Annotated in this window: 21 protein-coding genes, 1 pseudogene and 1 riboswitch; of the genes and pseudogenes, 5 read left to right on the top strand and 17 right to left on the bottom strand. The window is 39.7% G+C overall.

Features of this window, described 5'->3' with window-relative positions:
* Positions 1 to 379 precede the first annotated feature (379 nt).
* The 14 genes from VJ09_RS17345 to VJ09_RS17275 all read right to left on the bottom strand — a co-directional run bounded on the left by VJ09_RS17345 (position 380) and on the right by VJ09_RS17275 (position 15,586).
* Entirely contained in the window at positions 380 to 685 is a 306-nt protein-coding gene (locus VJ09_RS17345) for a hypothetical protein (RefSeq protein WP_044642832.1), read from the bottom strand.
* Between the two features lie 42 nt (positions 686 to 727).
* On the bottom strand, positions 728 to 1,636 hold the full coding sequence (locus VJ09_RS17340; RefSeq protein WP_044642831.1) for a ParM/StbA family protein: 909 nt from the start codon (positions 1,634 to 1,636) through the stop codon (positions 728 to 730).
* A 229-nt stretch (positions 1,637 to 1,865) separates the two neighbouring features.
* Positions 1,866 to 2,270, bottom strand: coding sequence for a pyrophosphohydrolase domain-containing protein (locus VJ09_RS17335; protein ID WP_082050637.1), 405 nt, complete (start codon positions 2,268 to 2,270; stop codon positions 1,866 to 1,868).
* Between the two features lie 13 nt (positions 2,271 to 2,283).
* Positions 2,284 to 3,318, bottom strand: a complete 1,035-nt coding sequence (locus VJ09_RS17330; protein WP_044642829.1) for a ribonucleotide-diphosphate reductase subunit beta — start codon at positions 3,316 to 3,318, stop codon at positions 2,284 to 2,286.
* Positions 3,319 to 3,401: 83 nt separating this feature from the next.
* Complete coding sequence (locus VJ09_RS17325; protein ID WP_044642828.1) at positions 3,402 to 5,615, bottom strand: ribonucleoside-diphosphate reductase subunit alpha; 2,214 nt, start codon at positions 5,613 to 5,615, stop codon at positions 3,402 to 3,404.
* A gap of 880 nt (positions 5,616 to 6,495) precedes the next feature.
* Positions 6,496 to 7,719, bottom strand: a complete 1,224-nt coding sequence (locus tag VJ09_RS17315; protein ID WP_044643009.1) for a multidrug effflux MFS transporter — start codon at positions 7,717 to 7,719, stop codon at positions 6,496 to 6,498.
* Between the two features lie 198 nt (positions 7,720 to 7,917).
* On the bottom strand, positions 7,918 to 8,679 hold the full coding sequence (locus VJ09_RS17310) for a MerR family transcriptional regulator (protein ID WP_044642826.1): 762 nt from the start codon (positions 8,677 to 8,679) through the stop codon (positions 7,918 to 7,920).
* A gap of 198 nt (positions 8,680 to 8,877) precedes the next feature.
* A complete protein-coding gene (gene thiE / locus VJ09_RS17305; protein WP_044642825.1) occupies positions 8,878 to 9,543 on the bottom strand; it encodes a thiamine phosphate synthase in 666 nt (221 codons plus the stop codon).
* Positions 9,527 to 10,354: a bifunctional hydroxymethylpyrimidine kinase/phosphomethylpyrimidine kinase gene (gene thiD / locus VJ09_RS17300; RefSeq protein WP_044642824.1), complete on the bottom strand. Its 828-nt coding sequence runs from the start codon at positions 10,352 to 10,354 to the stop codon at positions 9,527 to 9,529. Before thiD ends, thiE begins: the two co-directional genes overlap by 17 nt.
* Positions 10,354 to 11,178 carry a hydroxyethylthiazole kinase gene (gene thiM / locus VJ09_RS17295; RefSeq protein ID WP_044642823.1) on the bottom strand — a complete coding sequence of 275 codons (825 nt, stop codon included), beginning with the start codon at positions 11,176 to 11,178 and terminating at the stop codon, positions 10,354 to 10,356. The genes thiD and thiM overlap by 1 nt, the downstream gene beginning before the upstream one ends.
* Positions 11,179 to 11,196: 18 nt before the next feature.
* The gene (locus tag VJ09_RS17290) at positions 11,197 to 11,958 is read right to left on the bottom strand and encodes a 3-oxoacyl-ACP reductase (RefSeq protein ID WP_044642822.1); all 762 of its coding nucleotides are present in this window, start codon (positions 11,956 to 11,958) and stop codon (positions 11,197 to 11,199) included.
* A 127-nt stretch (positions 11,959 to 12,085) separates the two neighbouring features.
* A riboswitch (TPP riboswitch) is annotated at positions 12,086 to 12,195 on the bottom strand.
* Positions 12,196 to 12,522: 327 nt separating this feature from the next.
* On the bottom strand, positions 12,523 to 13,479 hold the full coding sequence (gene trxB, locus VJ09_RS17285) for a thioredoxin-disulfide reductase (RefSeq protein WP_044642821.1): 957 nt from the start codon (positions 13,477 to 13,479) through the stop codon (positions 12,523 to 12,525).
* 160 nt (positions 13,480 to 13,639) lie between these two features.
* Complete coding sequence (locus tag VJ09_RS17280; RefSeq protein WP_044642820.1) at positions 13,640 to 14,533, bottom strand: CPBP family intramembrane glutamic endopeptidase; 894 nt, start codon at positions 14,531 to 14,533, stop codon at positions 13,640 to 13,642.
* Between the two features lie 81 nt (positions 14,534 to 14,614).
* The gene (locus VJ09_RS17275) at positions 14,615 to 15,586 is read right to left on the bottom strand and encodes a CPBP family intramembrane glutamic endopeptidase (RefSeq protein WP_044642819.1); all 972 of its coding nucleotides are present in this window, start codon (positions 15,584 to 15,586) and stop codon (positions 14,615 to 14,617) included.
* A 285-nt stretch (positions 15,587 to 15,871) separates the two neighbouring features.
* Here VJ09_RS17275 and VJ09_RS17265 point away from each other — a divergent pair.
* Positions 15,872 to 17,022 (top strand): IS3 family transposase gene (locus VJ09_RS17265; RefSeq protein WP_147635393.1). Its coding sequence is split into 2 segments (ribosomal slippage): positions 15,872 to 16,133 and positions 16,133 to 17,022, totalling 1,152 coding nucleotides; the frame shifts between segments, so codons are not numbered across the junction.
* 79 nt (positions 17,023 to 17,101) lie between these two features.
* On the opposite strand, the gene VJ09_RS17260 is transcribed toward VJ09_RS17265, so the two are convergent.
* Entirely contained in the window at positions 17,102 to 17,485 is a 384-nt protein-coding gene (locus tag VJ09_RS17260) for a hypothetical protein (RefSeq protein WP_044642818.1), read from the bottom strand.
* A 190-nt stretch (positions 17,486 to 17,675) separates the two neighbouring features.
* Between VJ09_RS17260 and VJ09_RS17255 the strand changes: the two genes are divergently transcribed.
* The 3 genes and pseudogenes from VJ09_RS17255 to VJ09_RS18190 all read left to right on the top strand — a co-directional run.
* A complete protein-coding gene (locus tag VJ09_RS17255) occupies positions 17,676 to 18,197 on the top strand; it encodes a DUF3231 family protein (protein WP_044642817.1) in 522 nt (173 codons plus the stop codon).
* A gap of 492 nt (positions 18,198 to 18,689) precedes the next feature.
* Positions 18,690 to 20,156 (top strand): protein adenylyltransferase SelO, encoded by a 1,467-nt coding sequence (locus tag VJ09_RS17250; protein WP_044642816.1) that lies wholly within the window; start codon positions 18,690 to 18,692, stop codon positions 20,154 to 20,156.
* A 552-nt stretch (positions 20,157 to 20,708) separates the two neighbouring features.
* Positions 20,709 to 20,876: pseudogene (locus tag VJ09_RS18190) on the top strand (SDR family oxidoreductase); the annotation flags it as partial.
* 95 nt (positions 20,877 to 20,971) lie between these two features.
* Here VJ09_RS18190 and VJ09_RS17240 read toward each other — a convergent pair.
* Positions 20,972 to 21,805, bottom strand: a complete 834-nt coding sequence (locus VJ09_RS17240; protein ID WP_044642814.1) for an SDR family NAD(P)-dependent oxidoreductase — start codon at positions 21,803 to 21,805, stop codon at positions 20,972 to 20,974.
* A 112-nt stretch (positions 21,806 to 21,917) separates the two neighbouring features.
* Between VJ09_RS17240 and VJ09_RS17235 the strand changes: the two genes are divergently transcribed.
* A complete protein-coding gene (locus VJ09_RS17235; RefSeq protein ID WP_044642813.1) occupies positions 21,918 to 22,886 on the top strand; it encodes a helix-turn-helix transcriptional regulator in 969 nt (322 codons plus the stop codon).
* Between the two features lie 183 nt (positions 22,887 to 23,069).
* Here the strand turns inward: VJ09_RS17235 and VJ09_RS17230 are convergent, their stop codons facing one another.
* Entirely contained in the window at positions 23,070 to 23,513 is a 444-nt protein-coding gene (locus tag VJ09_RS17230; protein WP_044642812.1) for a divergent PAP2 family protein, read from the bottom strand.
* Positions 23,514 to 23,524: the final 11 nt, after the last annotated feature.

The raw sequence follows: 23,524 nt of genomic DNA, 5'->3' as shown, positions 1-23,524 counted from the left end.
AAGGCATCCACCGTGTGCCCTTAGTAGCTTTACCTCGGTCATTACTTTTCGGTGATTGCAACAAAACGTAAAAGACTTCCACGATATTTGATGTCGTAGGAAAACTTTATTACGTTTTCTTACTTGGCTTTCTGTATCTAATTTTCAAGGTGCGTTTCATTTTTGTATGTCGCTCGCGGCGACAAGAAATAATATATCACGCTGAAATAAGAAGGTCAACACTTTTTTTATAATCATCTATAAGAAAACAATAGAACATATGATGTTTCGAATAAATCGTCGAATTAGTTGTTAGTATTTATACTTAAATGTCTGTTATACACAAATAACAGTAAAGAAGTGGCTTCTATTTCATTCTAAAGCATTACATTCTGGATCATTATCCTATTAAGGATTTATCAACTTTTCTAGCTCGAAAACCTGGACTAGTTGATTGTTGTTCTAGCATTAGTTCTTGCTGTTCCATTGGTAAACTAGGTTGCTTCCTCGTTTCCACTGTTCGATTCCTATTAGAGTCCAAAGAAATTGCATTCACAAACTGTTGCTGTTTAATGATAGCGTAAAGATCACATTTTATTCGTGTGCTAGCTTTCCCCTTAAAATTTTCATACCATTCCCATATTTCTCGGTCTAGGTCATCAGAAAGGTTGAATCTAATTTCAATGGACTTTCTATTTTTGAACATGATTTACCCCCTCCTGTATGTACAAGAAAAGCAGGGTTGGCTTTATTGCCATTCCCCTGCTGCTACACTTAGCGCACCTATACAATCAGAAAATAACGCATTGGGGTGAAGTCTTACATTAGGAAAATGTTCTTTTATATCTTGATACAAAATATTGGCTGCCCCTCCTGTAAGATAAACAACTTCACCTACTTTATTTCCAAAATCGTCTTGGAATGGTTGGTCCCATTCCTTTCCACAAAGCTCTTTATACACAGCGTCTGATAATGTCTTGGATTTTCGTTCGATCGAAGTGGATGTAACACGATCCCATGCAAGCGAAGTGGAAGAACACGATTGTCTATTAACAAATTTTCCATCGTAATCAAAAACACAGAAGTTGGATTTCGCAGAACCAATGTTGATTATTCTGATAACCTTTCCATCTGTATCATTTTCTTCCAACGAGTAGTAAGTTGCAGCTGATTCAGGAAGAACAAGCACATCTAGTATTTGTACGGTTGTGTTTTCATTTGTTGACAGATTCTTAATTTGATGCGTTCCAATCAGCATTTCCCTTAGTTTTGCACTGTTCTTACGATGATTCTCAATCGGCACAACCATAACAAGCTTTATATTCCCAGATAATTTAAATTGTTGAAGAGCTGTTAGTGTTAGTACCACTGTATGACTATTTGCTTTACTATCTTGTTTTGCTTGTGCTGCTGTTGTTACAGAATTTTTTGCTGTACGTCCTACAAAAAACTTTTTATGAATACCAGATGGCTCACTGTCAATTTCCATTACAAGATCATCAGAATCAAACGATTCCACATGAACATCTTCATAATCAGCAACAAACGAAAGGAACTGTTTAGAGAAAACTTGATTCCCTTCCAACAAAGATGCTTTCACAAAACGACGACCTGGATCAACACTTACAATTTGAAACGTCTCCGTTTTTTTAGCCATCGACTTCCCCCTCTCTCTTTCTAAACTTGCTTCCGCCTAGAAATCAGAAATTTTGTATCTGATACTTTATACTATTCAACTTATTCACTAATGACATTTACTATCACAAGCAAAATATTATTCGCCCTTTTTCTGTTTTTCGAAAGATTATTACCAAATTTATTCCAAACTTATGTAGGTTCTCTCTAAATAACAAAAACAGATCCCTACTAGTAGGGATCTGTTTTTGTTATTTATTATTTTCTTGAAACATCTGTTTTTGAATAGCCTCTTTTAGGAGTGGTTGAGGATCTTGCCAAGTAGGAGGTTTGATTACTTTTCCATCAGACTCTCGGTACCGCGGCTTTCCATCTTCCCAAAGTTTACTCATATTGGCCTGGTGAACAATCTCAAATAATTCCTCCGGCTTCACACCCATCTCCACCAAGGTACCCAAGGCAAAGTATATGGTATCGATCATCGCATCTGCTTGGTCTTCTACCGACTTGGCATCTCGCAGCTCTTGGATCTCCTCCTCCAACCACTCTGCCCGTTTTTGAACTCGCTGTGCAGGCAGAAGAGTCGGGATGTCTGGCTTAGGAGTAATAGAAAACGCATCATGGAACTCTCGTACTTTTTTCCAAGCTTGATTCATACCTTCTAACTCCTTATAGATCATCAAAGTTGAGCGAGCTGGCTTTGGTGTAGTTGGTCACTTTTTGTTCAAAGAAGTCTGTCTTAGTCGCATTGAGATTGGAGAAGCTTTCTACCCAACGCATCGGATGAGAAGTTACTTCTGGATACAGGATGGGGATATTCAATCGACCCAAACGTTCATTAGCCAAGAACTTAATATATTTCTCCAATACGTCATTATTAATCCCTGGGATTTGGTTATTGGTAATATATTGACCCCAACGTACTTCGTGCTCTACTGCGGTGCGTGTCATCTCGCGCAATTCCTCTGTAAGTTCCGCATTAAATAAGTCTGGGTTCTCCGCGCGTAGTTCTTTAATCATATTTTGGAACAGAACAACATGAGTTAGCTCATCACGTTGAATGTATTTGATAATTGTAGCCGTAGCAGTCATTTTTCCTTGACGAGCCAGTGCATAGAAGAATGAGAATCCACTATAGAAATAGAGAGATTCCAATAAAAAGTTTGCCATACAGGTACGAACAAATTGACGATCGTCTTTTTGGTCAACGAATTGTTGATACAAATCAGCAATAAAACGATTCCGCTCTAAAAGCCTTTCATCAGTACGCCATTCATCATAGATGTTATCACGAGTCTCTGGAGAACAGACACTATCCAAGATATAGCTATAAGATTGAGCATGAATCTCTTCTTGGAAAGCTTGGATATTCAACAACGAGGAAACTTCTGGTGCTGTTACATATTCGTTGATGTTAGGTAGATTCTCACCTTGAATCGAATCCAAAAAGTTCAAGAATGCAATGGTTTTGTCAAATCCACGACGTTCTTCTTCACTTAATTCTTTGAATTCCTTCGCATCGGATGCAAGCGGAATCTCCTCTGGAATCCAAAAGTTGTTTAGCATCGTACGGTACAATTTATGAGCCCAGTCATATTTAATCCGGTTCCACTCACGTAAGTTAGTAGTGTTTCCATTGATCAGACGTTGGGTTCCACGTTGCCCTTGCTCGTTAAATATTTTTTTACGCTCTAACTTTTCCAATTGATATTTCCCCTTCCACTTTATACATACAAGAGCGGATTCCCTAGGAACAACTAGGTCATCCGCTTTCCAATTTCGCCTCATTAAGAAGAACAGCTAACACAATCTTCCACATCTACCGATTGATTTCGTACATAATAGATGGTTTTGAGACCATTCTCCCAAGCTTCTATATATAGCTGCAAGAACTCACGAGAATTGGTTTCTGGAGTGATATATAAATTGAGTGACTGAGATTGGTCAATATGACGTTGACGCTTCCCGCCTGCACGAATACTCCAAGTTTGATCAATCAAATGAGATTCTTTGTAGTACCAAGTAGTTTCCGCAGACAGGTTCGGTGCGGTCTGTGGTATGGAAGCTCCGCGCTTCTCTTCTACAAAATACTTGGCGTAAACTGGATCAATTCCTGCAGTTGAACCGGCAATTAAGCTGGTAGAGCCTGTAGGGGCTACGGCAAAAACCCAAGCATTACGCATACCAAATTCGGCAACATCTCGTTGTAATTCTTTCCAACGATCCGATTGATACCCACGGCGCTCAAAATATTCTCCTGTTTCCCACTCACTACCAGAGAACAATGGATAATGTCCTTTTTCCTTAGCGATTTCCATCGATGATTTGATTGCTTGGTATGCTAATTCCTCAAACAGCTTGTCTGCTTCTTCCACATGTTCCTCAGATTCCCACATAATTTTGTGTTGAGCGAGGTATTGGTGGTATCCGCTCGTGCCAAGTCCAACAGCCCGATAGCGCTTATTGGTCTGTTCTGCTTGTTTTACTGGATATATATTGAGGTCGATCACGTTATCCAACATCCGCATCTGAACTGGGACAACTCTCGAAATATCTTCGTATGTATGAACACGACCTAGATTGATACTAGATAGATTACACACTACGAAATCCCCTGGTTTTTGCTTGGTAATGATCACACCATCTTCTAACTCTTCACTGATAATCTCTGTTGGAGACATGTTCTGGCAGATTTCTGTGCACAAATTAGAAGAATAGATCATCCCTTTATGCTTGTTTGGGTTTGCCTCGTTTACTGTATCTCGGAAGAAAACAAAAGGAGTACCTGTCTCAAACGCACTTACCATCACACGTTTCATAATCTCGATCGCTGGGATCACGGTTTTTTCGATATTTGGGTGTTCCACACACTCTTGATAACGACGCTCAAACTCTGCACCAAAGGAATCTTCTAGAGAATACCCCATTACCTCTCGTACCTCATGTGGATCAAAGAGGAACCAGTTATCCCGTTGTTTCACTTTTTCCATGAACAGGTCTGGGATACAGATACCAGGGAAAATATCGTGAGCTTTTAGGCGATCATCTCCGTTATTGGTCTTCAAGTTGAGGAAATCGAGGATATCTGCATGCCAAACATCGAGGTAAATGGCAAATGCCCCACGACGAACTCCTAACTGATCCACAGCCACTGCTGTATTGTTATAGTTGCGAATCCATGGAATAACCCCACCTGAAGCCCCTTTGTGACCACGGATTTTGGACCCTTTGGAGCGTACTTTTCCTAGATAAATCCCTACACCACCACCAAATTTGGAAACCTGAGCCGTATTGGAGTTGGTCTGATAGATCGACCATAGAGAGTCATCGACTGTATCGATAAAGCAGGAAGAAAGTTGATGAAGTGGCTTACCTGCATTGGAGAGAGTTGGGGTTGCAACTGTTAACTCCAATCGAGAAAGGACATCATAAAACTTCTTTGCCCATGCAACATGATTCTTTTCTTTTTGGGCTAAATGCATCGCAATGATCATAAAACGCTCTTGCGGTAACTCCATTACACGGTTTTCAAAATCCCGTACAATATAGCGATCGGCTAACACTTTTAAGCCTATGTAGTTAAAAAGTTTGTCTCGCTCCGGACGGATGTATGTTTGTAATTCTCGGATATCATCTAGAGAGTAATGTTGTAATAAATAAGTTCCATAAAGCTTTTGAGCGGTTAATTGCTGAATCAAGGTAGCAAGATCTCCATACTTTTTGTCCACCTCGTACCCACGATTCGACGCTGCCTGTTGATAAAGCTGAAACGCGAGAAGATGAGCAGCGACAAACTGCCAGTCTGGTTCTTCTACACTCGTTTTCTCTACCGCTACTTGAATAATCGCTTGCAATACTTCTGAATCATCCATATTTTCACGTAATTGGAATTCAGCTTCTAATAATAAGTCGTCTGCATTACATTGGTCGTAATCAGAACAGATCTCTCGTACAAGAGCATCATAGGCTGTACGTTTCACCAACTCTTCCACTTTAGACATTTTCTTAACACACCCGATCTATATATAGTTGCTACTAGAGTATACATAATACTAGATATTGTGGAAAGGGGGAAAAATGCTGGAAAATGTATTTTCTCGGCAAGAACAGCCCTCCGGCTCTCTTTCATCCCTATCAAGCTCTCTTAATCGTCGTTTTTCAATTGTTGACGAAAAGCACAAGAAGAGAAATATCAAACTTCAAAAAGAGAATCATACCATCATATAGAAAGGGACTACAATACAATAGAAAAGAATCTGGAAAATCTAATTTATTATAAAAAATAAAAGGTCTAAAAAACCCAGTCTAACGCACTTTCGATTACGAAAAAACCTGACTCGGAGATTCTGCTCCATGTCAGGTTTCTACTATCTATATTATTATGAACAAGTGACTCGAAAATCACGATTAACGAATTTTACTCTAATTCTACTAATACGTTTTTCTCCTGTGCAAATAAATACATATCTACGGCCAGTTAATTTACAGACAACCACTAATGCCTCATTTTTTCCAACTATTAAATCACGAATCGGTAGTCCACCACATTTAAATACTCTTGTGGTTTGTCCAGGACGAAGGATATATACGCGTTTCTGGGGACGTCTTCTAAACTTGAAAGACATAACGAAACACCTCCTTCAAAGTAGAGTTACATACATACTATGAATCTCTACTCTACTTCGAGGCGGCAGGTGACTAACGAGAATCATTGCGGTTACTAGAACCCTTCTGATGTTAAGTTTAGAAACTCCCGAAACAATTACAGGAAATTTTGAGCACATTAGATAACACAATATATAATGCACATCTTCTCCATCGAAACCCTTCATTATATCTCCATGTGTTATCCTGAATGAAATGACAATGGAGTTTGATCTACTAATTACTTTCCTGTGATAAACCTTTTCTTCTTAGTACCAAAACGATATAAGACAAGAGAGAACTAACCGCCACAGTAGCCATTACAATCCCCATCGGAATAGCAGTATGTTCTCCGCCCAAACCAACTAGTGGGGCAACACTTCCACCAAAGATCAAAGATAAGACCCCTAGTAATGCAGAAGCACTTCCTGCTGATTTACGTTGATTTTGCATCGCTAGTGTAAAACCAGTAGTACTTACGATCCCTACACTTGATACAACGAAGAACAATGGTATCAAAATAGCGTACAAGCTAGTACTAAAGAATAACAAAATAAGTAATGTAACTGCTCCAACAGCTGAAATACATAAACCAACAATAAATAGCTTCTCTTCCTTGATCCGCCCAGCCAATTTCCCTGTTATTTGACTCGCAATAATAATTCCGATCCCGTTAATGGCAAAAATAAAACTAAACATTTGGGGAGAGGCACCATATATGTTCTGCAAAACAAAAGGTGATCCGGAAATATAAGCAAACATAGCAGCAAATACAAATCCTTGAGACAAGGCATACCCCATAAAGTTTCGATCTAGAATTAACTTTTGAAACGTAGTCGCTGTATTTCGAATGCCTCCTAACGAACGCATGTTATTTGACAGCGTCTCAGGCAAACTGAAAAAAATAATAAAAGCCATAATCAAACCTACTACACTTAAGACGATAAATACACCTTGCCAAGGTGCAACCCGTAATAACTGAGCACCCAATATAGGTGCCAAAACAGGAGCTACACCATTCACTAACGCTAGTAGAGAGGAAAATTTCGTCATCTCCGTACCGGAATAAAGATCTCGAACAATCGCACGAGAAATGACAATACCAGCTGATCCAGCCATCCCCTGAATAAACCGTAATGCAATCAATGCCCAAATAGAATGACTAAACGCGCATAAAAGCGAGACAACAAAATAGATAATCAATCCGATGAGAAGAGGTTTACGACGTCCATGAACATCACTAAGTGGTCCAGAGATTAACTGCCCTAAAGCTAGACCAAGCAAAAAAAAGGTTAAGCTAAGTTGTACAAGTGATGGATTTGTATGAAGGTCTTTTGCGATATCCGGTAGTGCTGGTAAATACATATCAATTGATAATGGACCAAATGCTGCTAATGTTCCCAACATTACTGCCATCCATAACCTTTTTAATTGAGAAGGTGTATGGGTACTATTGCTCATATTTCCTAGAGAATTGCTCACTTTGTGTTTTCCTCTCTTTATTAAATTAGATTGTAAAAAGTTATTGAATAATATCCTTCCTATTATACATATAAAGTCCCTCACTTTTCTTTATTAGTGAAAACCCTTTTCCAATACAAAAAAGACACACTACTAGTCGATAGACTATAGTGCGTCTTTGTATTTTTGTAGGATTCGTTATTTCGTAAACCCGGTATAAATGTAGATAGCATCTCGTAGAAATTCAGTCATACCTGGCTGTTTTTCATAATACGCTTTAAACCGTTCATCATCTACATACATCTGAGCAAGACCTGCATGCGCCTCTTTACTATACTCGCTCCAATAGTAGGTTAGCCACTGTTTATGCAGATCTGCCACTTTTTGCGCTATCTCTCCAGCAGGATCACCAACGGCAAAAGCTTCGGCTAACGTATCCATCACTTCATTCGCCAGACGAGTTACTTCATCATATTTTTCTTCTGTCATGTTCTTCAATTTTTCATTTGACTTGTTAATCATCTCTTCGCCGTATTTCTCACGAATCTCTTTTCCATATTTGCTCTCGTTTTCCTCTATCATCTGTTGTTTAAAGCCTTCGAATTTCTCTTTATCAGTCATAACGATTCTCCCTTCGGATAAGGCAATTGTTTTTTCTACATTGTGGATCAGGAGGTCTAACTGTTTCCTTTTGTTGAGAAGTTGTTCACGATGCTCTTTGAGTGCCTTGTCTTTATTAAATGATGGATCGGTTACAATCTCTTTAATTCGATCCAGATTCAATCCCAGCTCTTTATAGAATAATATTTGCTGTAACCGATCCACTTCCGCTTGACCATAAATTCGGTACCCCGATGAGTTTATTCTCGCGGGTTTTAGAATTCCAATCTGATCATAATAGCGAAGCGTTCTGGTACTGATCCCTGCTAAGAACCCCAACTTCTGCACTGTATATTCCATGTGTTCACCTCCTGACAAACCTAACAATACACCTTTACGTAGCGTCAAACTCAAGCCCAATTTCCGAAGAAGTTTTACGACATTTCAGGTCTGTTCTTTAGATGTAAAAAACACCGTTCTACAAAGAACGATGTATACACTGAGATAGTTATTGTAAATTTGGCTTTATGAGGTAAAAATATTTTTTTATCATCCATATTAATTATCATTATGCTTTAAAGTAGCTTGTTTTAAGTTTCTAGTAGCTTGTCCAACGGAATTAGCATGACTGATCGCTGTAATTACTGCTACACCATCCGCTCCTGCTTTTATAATAGAACCCGCATTTTCTGGTGTAATCCCACCAATTCCTACGATGGGAATACGGATACCTTCTTTCCGCAATTTTTTAATGAGCGTTACTCCTTGCACTTCCTTAGCATCTTCCTTAGTACTGGTAGGGAATATAGGGCCCAGACCAAGATAGTCGGCTCCAGATTGAATCGCTGAACGAGCTTGCTCCAGAGAATGCACAGAAACACCTAAGATTTTATCTCCGATTCTTTTACGTACCTGTTCAACTGGCTCATCTTCTTGACCAATATGAACACCATCCGCTTGAATCAAGAGAGCTAATTCAATATCATCATTCACAATAAAAGGAATGCTTTTTTCGGCACAAATAGATTGAAGCTGTTTCGCAAATCTATCTTTTTGATCCCCTTGTAGTGCTCCTTCTCCTTTTTCGCGATACTGGAATATGGTTATCCCACTCAGGCTAGCTTCCTTTAATACTCTCACAGGATCGCCTTTACAATTATTACTTCCCATAATGAAATATACTTTCAGAAAATCTCTTAGCATCTCTCTATCTATTCTCGCCATGAAGATCTTGACTCCTTAACCGATTGTAAGCCCAATGATTGGTAGGACCATGGCCATTTCCAACCACCAATTCTTCTTGAATGGCAACTTGAATAAATTCTTTTGCTTTTGCAACTGCCTGATAAACATTACTTCCTTTTGCAAGTTCTGCTGTAATCGCTGCGGAAAAAGTACAGCCGGTGCCATGTGTATTTTTAGTCTGCAACCTCTGACTTTGAAAATAATTAAACTCGGTTCCATCATATAATAGATCTACTGATTTCTCTGGGTCTTCATCATGTCCGCCTTTTAGAACAACATACTTTGCCCCTAACTCATATAGTATCATCGCTGCTTTCTCTTTATCAGTTATCGTTTGAATCGAGACTCCGGTCAAAACTTCTGCTTCTGGTATATTGGGTGTTACTACTAAGGCAACTGGGAGAAGATACTGTTTCAATGCCGACGTGGCCTCCCTTTCAAGCAACGACGCTCCTCCTTTTGCAATCATAACCGGATCTACGACAACATTTTTCCATTTGTACTGCTTTATTTTTTCCGAAACTACCTGAATGATCTCTGCATTAAAGAGCATTCCGGTTTTCACAGCCTCTGTACCCATATCTTTGCCAATCGAGTCAATTTGCTGCTTCACAGCATCAGCATTCATCGGGAATACCGCCTGAACACCAAGCGTATTTTGAGCCGTTACCGCAGTTAAAGCAGACATACCGAAAACATCCAATTCCTGAAACGTTTTTATGTCTGCTTGAATTCCAGCTCCTCCACCGCTATCAGAGCCTGCAATTGTGAGAGCCTTCTTCGTAGTCATCAGGAAATCCCCCCATTTACTTTTTCAAAAGAACTTAACTTCTCTATATGGGTGGACGATACAAGGGATAGTTGATTTAAAAATTCGATTTGGAAACTTCCAGCTCCTTGACCAACTGTCTTTTCTGCTGCGATCTCTGCTGCAATTCCATAAACAGTCAGTGCGGACACACTAGCTTTTACCAAGTCTGTATCCACTGCTGAGAAAGCTCCGATAACAGAGGTTAACAAACAGCCGGTTCCTGTCACTTTCGTTAGATGGACATGTCCATTACGAATCACATATGTAGTACTTCCATTTGACACAATATCTTCTTTTCCGGTAATCACTACTACGGTGCCCCATTTTCTTGCAACAGACTTGGCTAGTTCTACCACATTTCCTTGATGGTCACCTGCATCGACACCTTTTATATCCCACTGATAGCCTGCCATATTTGCAATCTCAGCGGCATTGCCCCTAATGAGCGATACTTTCACTTCATTTAAAATTTTATTTGCCGTTTCGCTTCGGTAGATTGTTGCCCCTGCGCCAACTGGATCCAATATGACAGGTACTCTATGCTCATTCGCTGATTTTCCTGCAATTAACATAGACTGAACAACCGTCTCGTTGAGAGTACCGATATTCAATACAAGTGCTCCTGAGATTTTGGCCATATCCGCAACTTCTTCGGCTGCATAAGCCATAACGGGGGAAGCGCCAAGTGCCAAAAGGCCGTTTGCTGTAAAATTAGTCACTACTACATTCGTAATATTATGGACGAGTGGATTCATGTCTCTTACTTTTTGTAATAACTCTTTCACACTATTTACATTTACCATCAAGATCGCTCCCCCTTTTTAATTCATCACAAGTCCGCCATCTACCATGAGGTTTTGTCCCGTGACAGCTCTCCCCCATGCAGAAGCAAAGAACACAGTAGTATCAGCCACTTCCGCTGGATCTGTCACTTTGCGAAGTGGAGTGGACGATTCTATCAGCTGAAATACTTCTTCTGAAGTAGCCGAGCTGGCGTCCGTGACTTTTAGCAACCCAGCCGAAACCATATTTACGGTGATTCCATACTGTCCTAGCTCATTTGCCATATTCCGTGTAAATCCTATGAGTGCTGCCTTACTTGTTGTGTAGTCATGGTAAGCCACAACGGGATTTTGCACTAGATTGGTACCAATATTAATGATTCGCCCGAATCCCATCGCTTTCATGTCATCGAGACCGGATTGGGTAGTATTTAAAGCACCACGAATCGCGCCTTCTAATTGCTGATGATAATCGTCCCAGTCAATGCTGCCTGCATCTTTTTTTAATAGCGGATCAAAACGGAAGTGAACAAGCGCGTTGTTTATAATGGTAGTAATCGGTTTTCCAAAATAATCTTTCGCTTGTTGAAACATCTCTCTAACTTGTTCAGCATTTCGAATATCTGCTCGAAGGACAATCGCACTATCTCCTATGTATTGCTGCAATTGATGGGCTTTGTCTTCACTATTTACATAGTTGATGACTAACTTTGCCCCTTCTCTGGCAAATGCTTTTACAATCTCCGCTCCTAATCCACGGCTTCCCCCTGTAACAAGGACAACTTGATCTTTTATTTCCATATTAAAAATCCTCCTCTATTCTCCATAACGTACTACCAACTACGAACCAGTATCTATTTATAGACTCTCTACAACAAAAAGAGCCAAGTCCACTGTTGGACCTGGCTCATCGTAAGCAAGAGAAAAAGCTTTCGCTTGACTACTTTCCTACGCTGGTATAATCCAGATCAGGTCCGAAGGGTTAAAAAAGGATCGTTTTTCTCTCAGCCCACGCCATGGGCACCCCTAGTAGTTTTGTTATTAGATTACATTTATCATAGCCCTTTTTTATTGCATTCGTAAAGCGCTTTATCCATAATAACTTTATTTGTAAAACAGAAACAAATCAAAATTATCCATTGTCAAACGAACTCTTTTTTCATAAAAAAAGATCTGTTCTGATAAATACAGAACAGATCCCAATTTATTATATGTTTAGCTTGTTGCATTAATCCAACTTAAACGTAGGCGCGCCGCCGGTTTTCCCGCTTATGATCTGCTCCGGCTCCCTATCGATCATAGTCGCATCTCAAAAGGGGAAGACCTCTGGCTTAGGGCTAATTATGCAACATGCTCTATGTTAATTTATTTTTGCTCAGATAAAGTTTGGCTCCAATCATCCGAAGCAGAACCTTCCAAGAAACGCTCGCAATCAAGTGCTGCCATACAACCTGTTCCTGCAGCGGTAATTGCTTGGCGATAAGTATGGTCTTGCACGTCACCACATGCAAAAACACCTGGAATATTGGTCTTGGTCGTTCCTGGTTGCACGGAAATATAACCTAGATCATCTGTGGTTACTTGTCCTTCCAAGAAACTGGTGTTTGGCTGGTGACCGATCGCAACAAAAATTCCATCTGCTTCCAATAGTTCTTCTTCCCCAGTTTCGTTGTTCTTCACTTTCAGACCTTGAACCCCGTTGTCTCCCCGAACTACTTCCAGCGGAGTTCTGTTCAAGCTCCATGAGATTTTTTCATTGTCACGAGCACGGTCCTGCATAATTTTAGAAGCACGTAATTCCTCCCGACGATGAACAATGGTCACTTCACTAGCAAATTTCGTTAGGAACGTTGCCTCTTCCATTGCAGAGTCTCCTCCACCGACTACTAAAATCTTTTTGCCTCGGAAGAAGAACCCGTCACAAGTTGCACAAGTACTTACCCCTTGACCGATATTTTCTTTCTCTCCTGGGATCCCAAGCAGTTTGGCTGTCGCTCCAGTAGAGAGGACTAATGCTTCGGTCTCAATCTCTTCCTTACTGAGAATTAATTTGAATGGGCGTTTGGAAAGATCTACTTTTTGTACCCATCCCCGCATAAATTTAGCTCCAAAACGTTCGGCCTGTTTGCGCATATTGTCCATTAGATCTGGACCCATGATGCCATCAGGGAAACCTGGGAAATTTTCCACATCCGTAGTAGTAGTCAATTGACCACCTGGTTCTGGACCTTCGATTACCAAAGGTTCCATATTGGCACGAGCTAAATAAATTGCTGCTGTCAAACCGGCTGGACCGGTACCGAGTACAACTACTTTTTGCATACGAATTTTCCTCCTATGTAAACCATGCATGATGATAACATCAGATATATTCCCTCTTCGTAGTAACTTCAAAACTACAATCCAACTTTTCTGTTTAGGTCAGAGGGTATTCTATCCCTTTGTTAGGATACCAAGATTATCAAATAACATGAAGTCACATTTATGTATTACTTGCAAAAGTAATCCAAACTGATAAAGAGTTATTAAAAACATGTAGAGCAATACATCCCCAAAGACTCTGAAACTTCTCTTTAAAACCACCTAACACAAGACCGTAAAGAAAGATGGATAAACTTGAAGAGACATCCGCATGATATAGCGAAAAAAGTACCGCTGAAATACAGACTCCCCAATTTATTCCCCATTTTTGTACAAAATAAGTTTGTAGATATCCGCGAAACACAATCTCTTCTTGAATTGGACCAATCAGACAAATGAAAAAGATGACCAAAATCATCTCGATCTGACTACTTTCCAGTAACAGCCCGTCGATCATATTTTCCCGATCTGAAAAAGGGGCTACTTTCAGGAAATCAAGAAATTGCATCGCTAAAAATTGTAGAGCCAATACCAGTATAAATTCAGGTATTACTCGTAAAAACATCCAGACGCTTGAATCCATTTTGGGCAGAGCGGTAAGAGAAAGTTTCTTGCGGAATACATAGAACCCAAAAAATATGACCAGTACACTGTAGACAACATTTCGATAGGCTATGCTGTCAATCTGGTATACCAGGATCATGGCCGAACTCAACCAAGCTATAATAAAAATCAGGTCTTTTGACCGAAAACGAACTGAATGATGACTAGTTGAGAGCTCCGGTAGTTTCTTTACTCCCACACTTAGCGCCACAAACAGGAGAACTAAACATAATCCACCGTACGCTTTGATCATTTCCCCTAATCGATAAAAACTCCATTGCAGTCCATTCATCTGCTCCGGGTTTAAGACGACAAATTTCCATTTTCCCTCTGCCGTACTCTGTAAATCCGTCCATATAAAATCAGCTAGTACCACAAAGGAAAAAACGGCAACTAATCCAATTGCCGTCACATATCGCCAAGTAGAAAAAGCGATCCTAGTTCAACTCCTTTCTACTACTATGAATGTTTGGATCTCGAATAGCTTTAATGATCATATAAACCCTACCACACTTGCAAATAGATTATTTACAAAATGAAGTGTGATCGGTGCCCATAAACTACCATGTCGCTCTTTTAAAATCCCTAATAAGAGCCCGATTCCAAATATCTGTAAAAACGATGAGACATCAACATGATATAAAGAAAACAAGAGAGCAGAAAGCAGAATGGCGATGCCTTTGCCCCATTTTGAAAAGTAGGTTTGAAGATATCCGCGAAACAGCATCTCTTCTCCAAGAGGAGCACCGATACAAATAAAAGCCAGCGACCAGATAAAGCTCCAGTCACTTTCTGGTATCACTTCCTCTTCTATGCTATCTTCTTCTATGGGACCTTCCTCTATCTCTTCTTCTTCCAATTCAGATGGGAGGGAGATATCTAAGCTCTCTTCCCGTTCTGAATAGAGATCAACTTGAAATATAGATTCTACTACTCCTCCTAATATTGCTTGCATCATGAGAAGTAAACAGAAATAGATTGGTAAACGCCAAAAAAACCTCTTACCATCCACCATTTTATTGAGTCCAACAAGAGCCGGTTGAAAAGCAAACATCCAGTATCCTATGCCAAAGATACCAAAGAAAAATAAAAGCTGTGCGAGATCAGGATAAGGAGAAAAGCTTAAAAGCAACAGGAAAAAAACCGACCAAGCCCCAAGATAAAAGATTTCCTTTGCCCCTACTTGCTGCTTATAACTCCATTCTTGATGAAAACCAGACAAAAAACCTAAGAGAAGAAACACAGGTAGAATGAACAAAGAAGCAATACTGGAAAACCAAATCATTTCATCTACCAACAAGCGATAGCCAGTAAGTTCCTCTTCCCATGGGATACTTGTAAATCTCCAAAGTCCATCTGTTGTGAATTCTACGTCTACATATACAAACTCACCATAAAGCATCAAACAAAAAATAAAAAACAATAAGATCGCCAATCGATCACGCAATTTTATTCTCCAGTTCATTAAGTTCCCCCTAACGAGTCACCATTTTTTCATTATACATCCAATTCCAAGAAGAAAATGTGAGAAACAAACCAATTATTTTGGTTCTAAAAAAATGTATACCTATGTATTTCGTTTCGAATTTCGTACTTAGTTGCTTTGATTTCAAGAGAATGAATACTTTTAACAATAAAAAAGGTATTAGGAACCAACTTACTTTGGTATTATCCCCTTACGGTAGACAGTGAAAAAAGAGAACATGTTAACATGTTCTCATAGACACTGCTATAACCGGAGGGGATTTTTATGTCCGCTAAGAAAGGACAAAAGTTTAGAAGATATTCGGAAGAAACAAAAAAGGAGGCAGTGCGCCTCTTCTTAGAAGAGGAGATGCCTTATAGTGAAATACAAAGGAAACTCGGGATCAGAAGTCGAACTCAAATTCAAAATTGGGTCGAAAAGTATAAAGCTGGTGAGTCGTTTGAAGATTATCGAGGTCGCTGGATTAAGAAACATTTTAATAGTCTTGAGGAGGAAAACGCTTATCTAAAGGCCCAAGTAGAATATCTAAAAAAGCTCAATCCAAATCTACACGGGGAGGGATCTTGGAAAAAGGACAACGATTTGTAATCATTGAGGAGCTTTCCAAACAATATACCATTACGCAACTTTGCAAGATTGCGAAGGTTTCACGTGCAGGATATTACAAATGGAAAAAATACATACAACGCGCCGGACGTAGCTCGAATGATGCAAACTTAAAAGAGCATATATTAGCAATTCACAGACTCCGTCCATACTACGGTTACTTTCGTATGCGAACTGCTCTACGTAGGGAAGGAATAGTGGTGAATCATAAGAAAGTACGTAGATTAATGCGTGAACTCGGTATTCGATCCGTTATCCGCAAAAAACGCCCCTTTATGGGGCGTAAGCCATCCATTGTGTTCTCTAACATACTGGCTCGTAATTTTTATGCAGAGGCTCCCAGACAAAAGCTTGCAACGGATATCACGTATGTACGAATTGGAGACCATTTTGTCTATCTATCCGCTGTAACAGATCTATTTAATAATGAAATTATTGCGTGGGAACTTTCTTCGAGAAACGATCTCCAACTAGTGTTAGACACTGTTTATCGCTTAGAAACAGGGGATGGAACTCTTCTTCACTCTGATCAAGGATTCCAGTATACGTCCAAACAATATGCGGCATTGTTAAAAAAACGTGGCTTCATTGGAAGCCACTCGCGGAGGGGAAATTGCTTTGACAATGCCTGTATAGAGTCCTTTTTCTCCCATCTAAAGACAGAAAAACTTTATTTAGAGGAACCAAAAGATGAGACTTCTGCACGCAATATGATTGCTGAGTTCATCGAATATTACAACAAGGAACGTTTCCAAAAAAAACTTGGCGACCGATCCCCAGTGGAATTCCGGGAAGCGATCGCCGCTTAGGATGCCTTTTATCTAGTGTCTACTTGACGGGGTTAAGACCACTTCCTAATACCTTTTTTATTAATTTATTTTCATTCGTTTAATTTAAATTATTATCCAAAAATTGCGCTGGTGGTAGATCATATTCCAACACATCTTCTATATCCTCACGTAGATCTAAATATTGGCTAATAATAGTCTGGTCACCACGAGATATTGGTTCTTGCATATTTACTAAATCTTGAATCATCTCCACAACTAACTTTTCTTTCTTCGTTTGTGCCTCATCACGCAATAGCTCCAGATTAAGCAGATCATCTCGATCACTTCGTTCTTGTTCTAGGATATCATCATCTATTTCTTGAAAGACGGGAATTGCTTGATCGTAAAAGCTTTGATTCATCCCTTCCGGGGCACATCCTACTACCAACAATACGAAAGAAAGTAACAGAATCCAGCCAGCTCTTTTCAGTGTAAGAACCATCGGATTCCCTCCTAATTAGAAGTCGATATCTAATATTATAAACTGAATAAAATTAATTTTCTTTCTAATTTGGTTAAGATATTATTTCTGTTTATTACAATCACCACCTTCTGAATATAAAAGATATATTTGAGAACTCTATTTTTAGAGCACAATTGCTTAAAATTACGTTAGTCAGGGAGGGAATATAGTGGGAGTGTTTACAGGAAACCCTAAAAATCAACCCATACACCTAGGAGAAGCGTTTGATTTATACAGTGCCTTAGTAGTGGCCCAAGGAACCATTGCAGGTTATCAATTGTATTACAATCATACAGGGGATAATGATCTTCGTGATTTTCTTCAGGATATAATTCGTATAAAGAGAGACTATGTGAAACAATTACAAGAACCCTTAAAAGCGAATGGTATCTTATTGCCACCTGCACCAGCAGAACGTTCTAACGTAGATCTAGATATGATTCCAGCTGGGGCTAGGCTTACGGATCCGGAAATTGCTATTGCAGTTCAAACTGATATTACAGCAGCTCTTGTCGCTACATCCCAAGCAATGGGTAAAGCAATACGAGAAGATCTTGCAATGATGTACAACAAAATGCACCAACAAGCAGTTATGGATGGCGCCCGATTACTAGAACTAATGAAGCAGAAAAATTGGGTAGTTCCTTTACCAACTATTCCTGAAGTAAAAGAAGTGGAAGTAGATAAATAGCTGCCTTTACAAGGGAAAGTTGTTAATTTACATCTTTCCCTTTTCTTTTTTCATAAGATAGACCCTGTGACTTAGCTCATTTTTATGTATGGAAAATTTACTATTCTGAATAACAAACAACTTCATACTGTTGTTATATGATTGGGTTCTACATCAAAATTAACCTTGCCAGCCAGTTCATTGTGAAAGGGGAGAATATGCAAAACCAACTTATGGACCTTGAATGGCTTATTCAAGACTATCCTATCTGGAACATATAGAGCACCATTTAATAAAGCAGGTTTTCAAATAAACGAAGTCCACAAAATCCGACTTATGGTTGCAGTTACTTTTTATAACCATAATGATTGGATTCCATCTTTAACGTAAACGAGTATAACAAATGGCTAGCAGTAGATACTAAAATGACCCTATATATTGATAAAGAAGAAGATAATAAATAACACTACAAATATGCTTTTACAAAAACGATAAAGAACACTAGGAGATATGATGACAAAGTTTAACGAAACAGGATGGAATTTTGACAACAGTTATGCCCAGCTACCAAAATCATTTTTTACCAGCCACAGCCCAACTCCTGTACGCTCGCCAAAATTGGTCATTCTCAATCATCCCTTGGCAACATCTTTGGGATTAAATGTTCAAGAGCTACAAAGCAAAGATGGTGTAGCAGTGCTTGCGGGTAATCGGATTCCTGAAGGGGCTATGCCACTGGCTCAAGCTTATGCCGGACATCAATTTGGGCATTTTACAATGCTAGGAGACGGCCGGGCTCTGCTAATAGGCGAACAAATCACTCCTAATGGAGACCGATTCGATATTCAGCTCAAAGGCCCAGGACGAACGCCATATTCTCGTGGGGGGGATGGTCGAGCAGCACTCGGACCAATGCTACGAGAATATATTATCAGTGAAGCAATGCAGGCACTTGGTATTCCTACCACCCGTAGTCTTGCGGTAGTGACAACAGGAGAAGCTGTAATCCGCGAAACGGAACTTCCTGGTGCAATATTGACTCGTGTGGCTTCCAGTCATCTGCGCTTTGGTACTTTTCAATACATAGCAAACTGGGGCACAGTGAAGGAACTTCGTGTCCTCGCTGACTATGCGATAAATCGACATTATCCAGAAGTGGAAGCGGATGAAAATCGATATCTTTCCCTACTGAAAGAAGTGACCAAACGCCACGCCAAGTTGATTGCCAAATGGCAACTAGTTGGCTTTATCCATGGGGTAATGAACACCGATAACATGACCATTAGCGGAGAAACCATCGATTATGGTCCTTGTGCCTTTATGGATCATTATGACCCAGCTACTGTATTCAGTTCCATTGATCTTCATGGCCGTTATGCTTATGGAAATCAACCGAAAATTGGTGGCTGGAATCTCGCGCGATTTGCTGAAACTTTATTGCCATTACTGCATGAAAATGAAGAACAAGCAGTAAATCTAGCTCAAGACGCCATTTCCGTTTTTCCAGAGTTGTATCATCGAAATTGGCTTTCGGGAATGAGAGCAAAACTTGGTATATTGAATGAGGAAGAACAAGATGAGTCCCTAATGGAAGAACTCCTCCAAATGATGCAGGAGCATCGTGCAGACTATACCAATACTTTCCGTGCACTAACTTTTGATACACCAGAGGATACGGTCCTGTTTGGAACACCGGAATTTACTAAGTGGCATGAGTTGTGGCAAACAAGACTAGATAGGCAACAGGAACCCAAAGAATCTTCGCAGCAGTTGATGCGAAACAGCAATCCTGCGGTAATACCACGGAACCACCGGGTAGAAGAAGCTCTAGAAGCAGCCGTAGAACGAGAAGACTACAGTGTGATGGAGAAGCTCCTAAATGCTCTTTCCAATCCCTATGTTCACTCTCCCGAACAGGCTGAGTATTGTACACTACCTGCTCCCTCCAATCGTCCTTATCGAACCTTTTGTGGTACTTAAGTTAAAAAAGTTGCTTCCATATCTCTATTTGAATAGCAAAAAGATGGTCATCACTGTAACCATCTTTGCATAATGAGCCTAAAGCCAGAGGTTTTCCCCTTTTGAGATGCGACTATGAGCGATAGGGAGCCGGAGCAAATCATAAGCGGGAAAACCGGCGGCTTGCCTATGTTTAACTTTGATTTTTGCAACAAGCTATAATAAAATAAATCTCCTCTAATAAATGCTCCTGCTCTTGAACAAACTTCAAAACGGATTGAATTGCAATCTCTATCTGCTAATTTTTGTGGAAACCGAATATACCTGTACTGATTGCTGGAAATGCTATTCATTTAGCTCGATACTCCTTTGCTAATTTTAGAGCGTTCCAGTATGCCCTACATAGAACTCCTTTCTTATAATGGAGCTGAATATTTCCAGGGAAATTTTCGTTTATCTTCCAGTTCATCTACCAAATTCCGAAAACATCTAACCCAATGAAAATTGCTTAATATTCATCTGGATTCTCACAAACACTACGTATCAACTAATGAATATCATTTTTCTCCATAGGGTACAGGAAAAGTTATGATTGCGGAGGATATAGAGAAAGGATCCATCCCCCGCGAGGACGTAGCCAAAACGATTGTTGCTTCCCTAGCTGAGGAACATACATATTATCGTTCATATGACCTTGTTTCTGGAGAACAGCCCATTGTCGATGCATTAAAAGGGTTCTAACAAAAGGAATTTCATTAATGAGGGTAATGACACGTTGGCATTACCCCATTAGAATAATAGAAACTCTCTGTTCTTATATGATGGAGCAGCATACTCTAAAGAATATATGGCGGAATAAATCGTCCATCTATATCGGTAAATTGATATTCTTTGGCCAAATCACCGACTTTGAGCACCTGCCCGCTCTTCTCCATTACATTGGGATCACTAGCCAATGCCTTTATTCCACGACCAATATAATAAGGTGTTTCCGTTTTGGTTAACTCATCCGATTGTTGCCAATGCTCCTCATCAGTATGATGATGCTTTAACACAAGCTCCGTTCGCATAAACCCAGGAGAAACGGCCAGAACAGCAATGTTATCTTTTTTTAATTCGACTGATAACCCATAAGCCATACGAATTAATGCATTCTTAGCTAAATCATAGTAAAAATGCCCTATGTATTTGTTCTCATCCCAAAAAGTAGTATGTACGATGAGGGCTTGTTTATTTTCACGAAGTAAGGGAATGGCGTAGTGATTTGTAGCTAACTGGGCACGCACACCAGCAGTAAACATCGTATCCCAATGTTTCAATGGCAAATCCCAAAATTGCTTAGCTTCGATTCCCAAATCGTGCGCACCCCACACATTATTAACCAAAATATCTAATCTTCCTTGTTCCTTGCGAATTCGATTGACTACTGATTTTGTCTCTGAATCGTTCGTATGATCACAACGAATCGCAATTCCCGTTCCATCAGAAGCTTCTATTTGTGACACAGTATCATCAATCGTTCCAGGCCAATCATTGGTCGAATTCCCTTTGATACTACGTCCTGTGACATAAACTGTTGCCCCAGCTTTTCCTAATTCGACAGCAATACCGCGCCCAGCTCCTCTACTTCCTCCTGTTACAAGAGCAACCTTTCCCTTTAATGGTTTCATGTACTCATACCCTTTCATCGGAAGATATCTTCATCATAAAAGAGTATTCTTGACACCTTTTGTCATATTTCATTAGATAAAATATTACTATATTCAAACAAAGGAGAGTACGATGAGAGGAGATCGACTGATATCTATCCTTTTACTACTGCAATCACAAGGAAAAATGACAGCCAAAGAATTATCGGAGAAATTGGAAGTTTCCGAGCGAACCATTTATCGGGATATGGAAGCTTTAAGCGGAACCGGTATCCCAGTTTTCGCAGATCGTGGAAAAAACGGTGGGTGGTCATTAGTGGAGGGATATCGAACAAATTTAACAGGCTTAAAAGAATTGGAAATACGCGCTTTATTTATTTCTCCATCTGCACAATTGCTTGATGATCTTGGTATGACCAAGACTTCTGAAGAAGCTAGAAATAAACTAATTGCATCGTTTCCTTCTATTTACCGTAAAAACTCCAACGATGTTTGGAATCGTATTCATATTGACACGAGCACTTGGCGAAAGCGGAAAGAAAAAATAGTGACTTTTGAAGTTCTTAAAAACGCCATATGGAAAGAAAATAAGTTGAAAGTACAATATCAACGTGCAGACGGAAAAATGGATGAACGAGTTGTAAAGCCATTAGGATTGGTAGCCAAGGGTAGTCGCTGGTACTTTATTGCTTCCAAAGAAAATGATGAAGTCCGAACTTACAGAGCATCTCGGATTAAATCTGCAGAACCTATTCATGATACATTTAAAAGACCAAAAGATTTTGATCTTGCTGAATTCTGGAGATCCTCTACAAAAACCTTTCTAGAGAACTTACCTAGTTATAAAGTGCGGGTGGAAGTTGTACCGTCGATCTTACCAAGGTTACAATTTACCGATCGCTTTGTTCAAATTGTAGAGGTTGAAAATAAAAATGAAGATGGGTGGATTCCTGTTAAGCTTTCTTTTGATACAGAAAGTGAGGCAATAGCATACATATTAGGATTTGCTGATCAGATGAACGTGATGGAACCGAAGAAACTACACGATAAGATTCTTATGATGGCTGAAGCCACTGTAGCATTTTACAAACAAGAAAACTGATCTATCTTCCCTATCTTTATGCAAATCTTATGTTAGTTCCAATTCCTCCTATCCCAATTGTGATACCATTGAACAGCCCCCTTCTATAAGGGACTATTGGTTCATTGTAATAACAAGGAGTAAAGTCATTCCAAAACAAAAACCACACCTGCAACCATTAAGTTTGCAAGGTGTGGTTTCTATCTAAGAAATCATTGGTGCAAGCCATTTCCAAAGCACATGCAATACATACCCGAGAATCGTTCCTAACACAAGTCCACCTAATACTTCATGCTTTTTGTGACCCATGCTTTCACGATGTTCTTCATGCTCTTCTTTAGATAAGTCCATGCTACGGACCATACGGTTTAAAGAGGTAGCATGTTTCCCTACTGCAATTCTTAATCCAGTCGCATCAATGATGACGATGTACGTAATCGCAACAGCAAGACCAAAAACAGGACTAAAGAATCCTTCATGAAATCCGATCAACATCGTAGGTGTAAAAATAGTGGTAGTATGAGTGCTTGGGAATCCACCATTACCCATTCGTTTTTTCGCTTCTGAACCAAAGCGAATGCGGTTGATAATAAATTTTAAGGTACCCGAAACGACCCAACCAATAAATGGAGCTAGAAAATACGGCATCGAAAGCTTTC

The sequence above is a fragment of the Risungbinella massiliensis genome, assembly GCF_000942395.1.
Taxonomy (GTDB): domain Bacteria; phylum Bacillota; class Bacilli; order Thermoactinomycetales; family Thermoactinomycetaceae; genus Risungbinella; species Risungbinella massiliensis.
This window is presented reverse-complemented; position numbering and strand designations above follow the sequence as displayed.

Bases quoted from the DNA above. Each gene is read 5' to 3' on its own strand.
- VJ09_RS17310 (WP_044642826.1), bottom strand. From the start codon at position 8,679: ATGGAATATACAGTGCAGAAGTTGGGGTTCTTAGCAGGGATCAGTACC.
- thiM (WP_044642823.1), bottom strand. From the start codon at position 11,178: ATGGTAAATGTAAATAGTGTGAAAGAGTTATTACAAAAAGTAAGAGAC.
- VJ09_RS17275 (WP_044642819.1), bottom strand. From the start codon at position 15,586: ATGAACTGGAGAATAAAATTGCGTGATCGATTGGCGATCTTATTGTTT.
- trxB (WP_044642821.1), bottom strand. From the start codon at position 13,479: ATGCAAAAAGTAGTTGTACTCGGTACCGGTCCAGCCGGTTTGACAGCA.
- VJ09_RS17240 (WP_044642814.1), bottom strand. From the start codon at position 21,805: ATGAAACCATTAAAGGGAAAGGTTGCTCTTGTAACAGGAGGAAGTAGA.
- VJ09_RS17340 (WP_044642831.1), bottom strand. From the start codon at position 1,636: ATGGCTAAAAAAACGGAGACGTTTCAAATTGTAAGTGTTGATCCAGGT.
- VJ09_RS17230 (WP_044642812.1), bottom strand. From the start codon at position 23,513: ATGCCGTATTTTCTAGCTCCATTTATTGGTTGGGTCGTTTCGGGTACC.
- VJ09_RS17315 (WP_044643009.1), bottom strand. From the start codon at position 7,719: ATGAGCAATAGTACCCATACACCTTCTCAATTAAAAAGGTTATGGATG.
- VJ09_RS17335 (WP_082050637.1), bottom strand. From the start codon at position 2,270: ATGAATCAAGCTTGGAAAAAAGTACGAGAGTTCCATGATGCGTTTTCT.
- VJ09_RS17260 (WP_044642818.1), bottom strand. From the start codon at position 17,485: ATGGTTCTTACACTGAAAAGAGCTGGCTGGATTCTGTTACTTTCTTTC.
- VJ09_RS17235 (WP_044642813.1), top strand. From the start codon at position 21,918: ATGAGAGGAGATCGACTGATATCTATCCTTTTACTACTGCAATCACAA.
- thiE (WP_044642825.1), bottom strand. From the start codon at position 9,543: ATGGCGAGAATAGATAGAGAGATGCTAAGAGATTTTCTGAAAGTATAT.
- VJ09_RS17290 (WP_044642822.1), bottom strand. From the start codon at position 11,958: ATGGAAATAAAAGATCAAGTTGTCCTTGTTACAGGGGGAAGCCGTGGA.
- VJ09_RS17325 (WP_044642828.1), bottom strand. From the start codon at position 5,615: ATGTCTAAAGTGGAAGAGTTGGTGAAACGTACAGCCTATGATGCTCTT.
- VJ09_RS17345 (WP_044642832.1), bottom strand. From the start codon at position 685: ATGTTCAAAAATAGAAAGTCCATTGAAATTAGATTCAACCTTTCTGAT.
- thiD (WP_044642824.1), bottom strand. From the start codon at position 10,354: ATGACTACGAAGAAGGCTCTCACAATTGCAGGCTCTGATAGCGGTGGA.
- VJ09_RS17250 (WP_044642816.1), top strand. From the start codon at position 18,690: ATGACAAAGTTTAACGAAACAGGATGGAATTTTGACAACAGTTATGCC.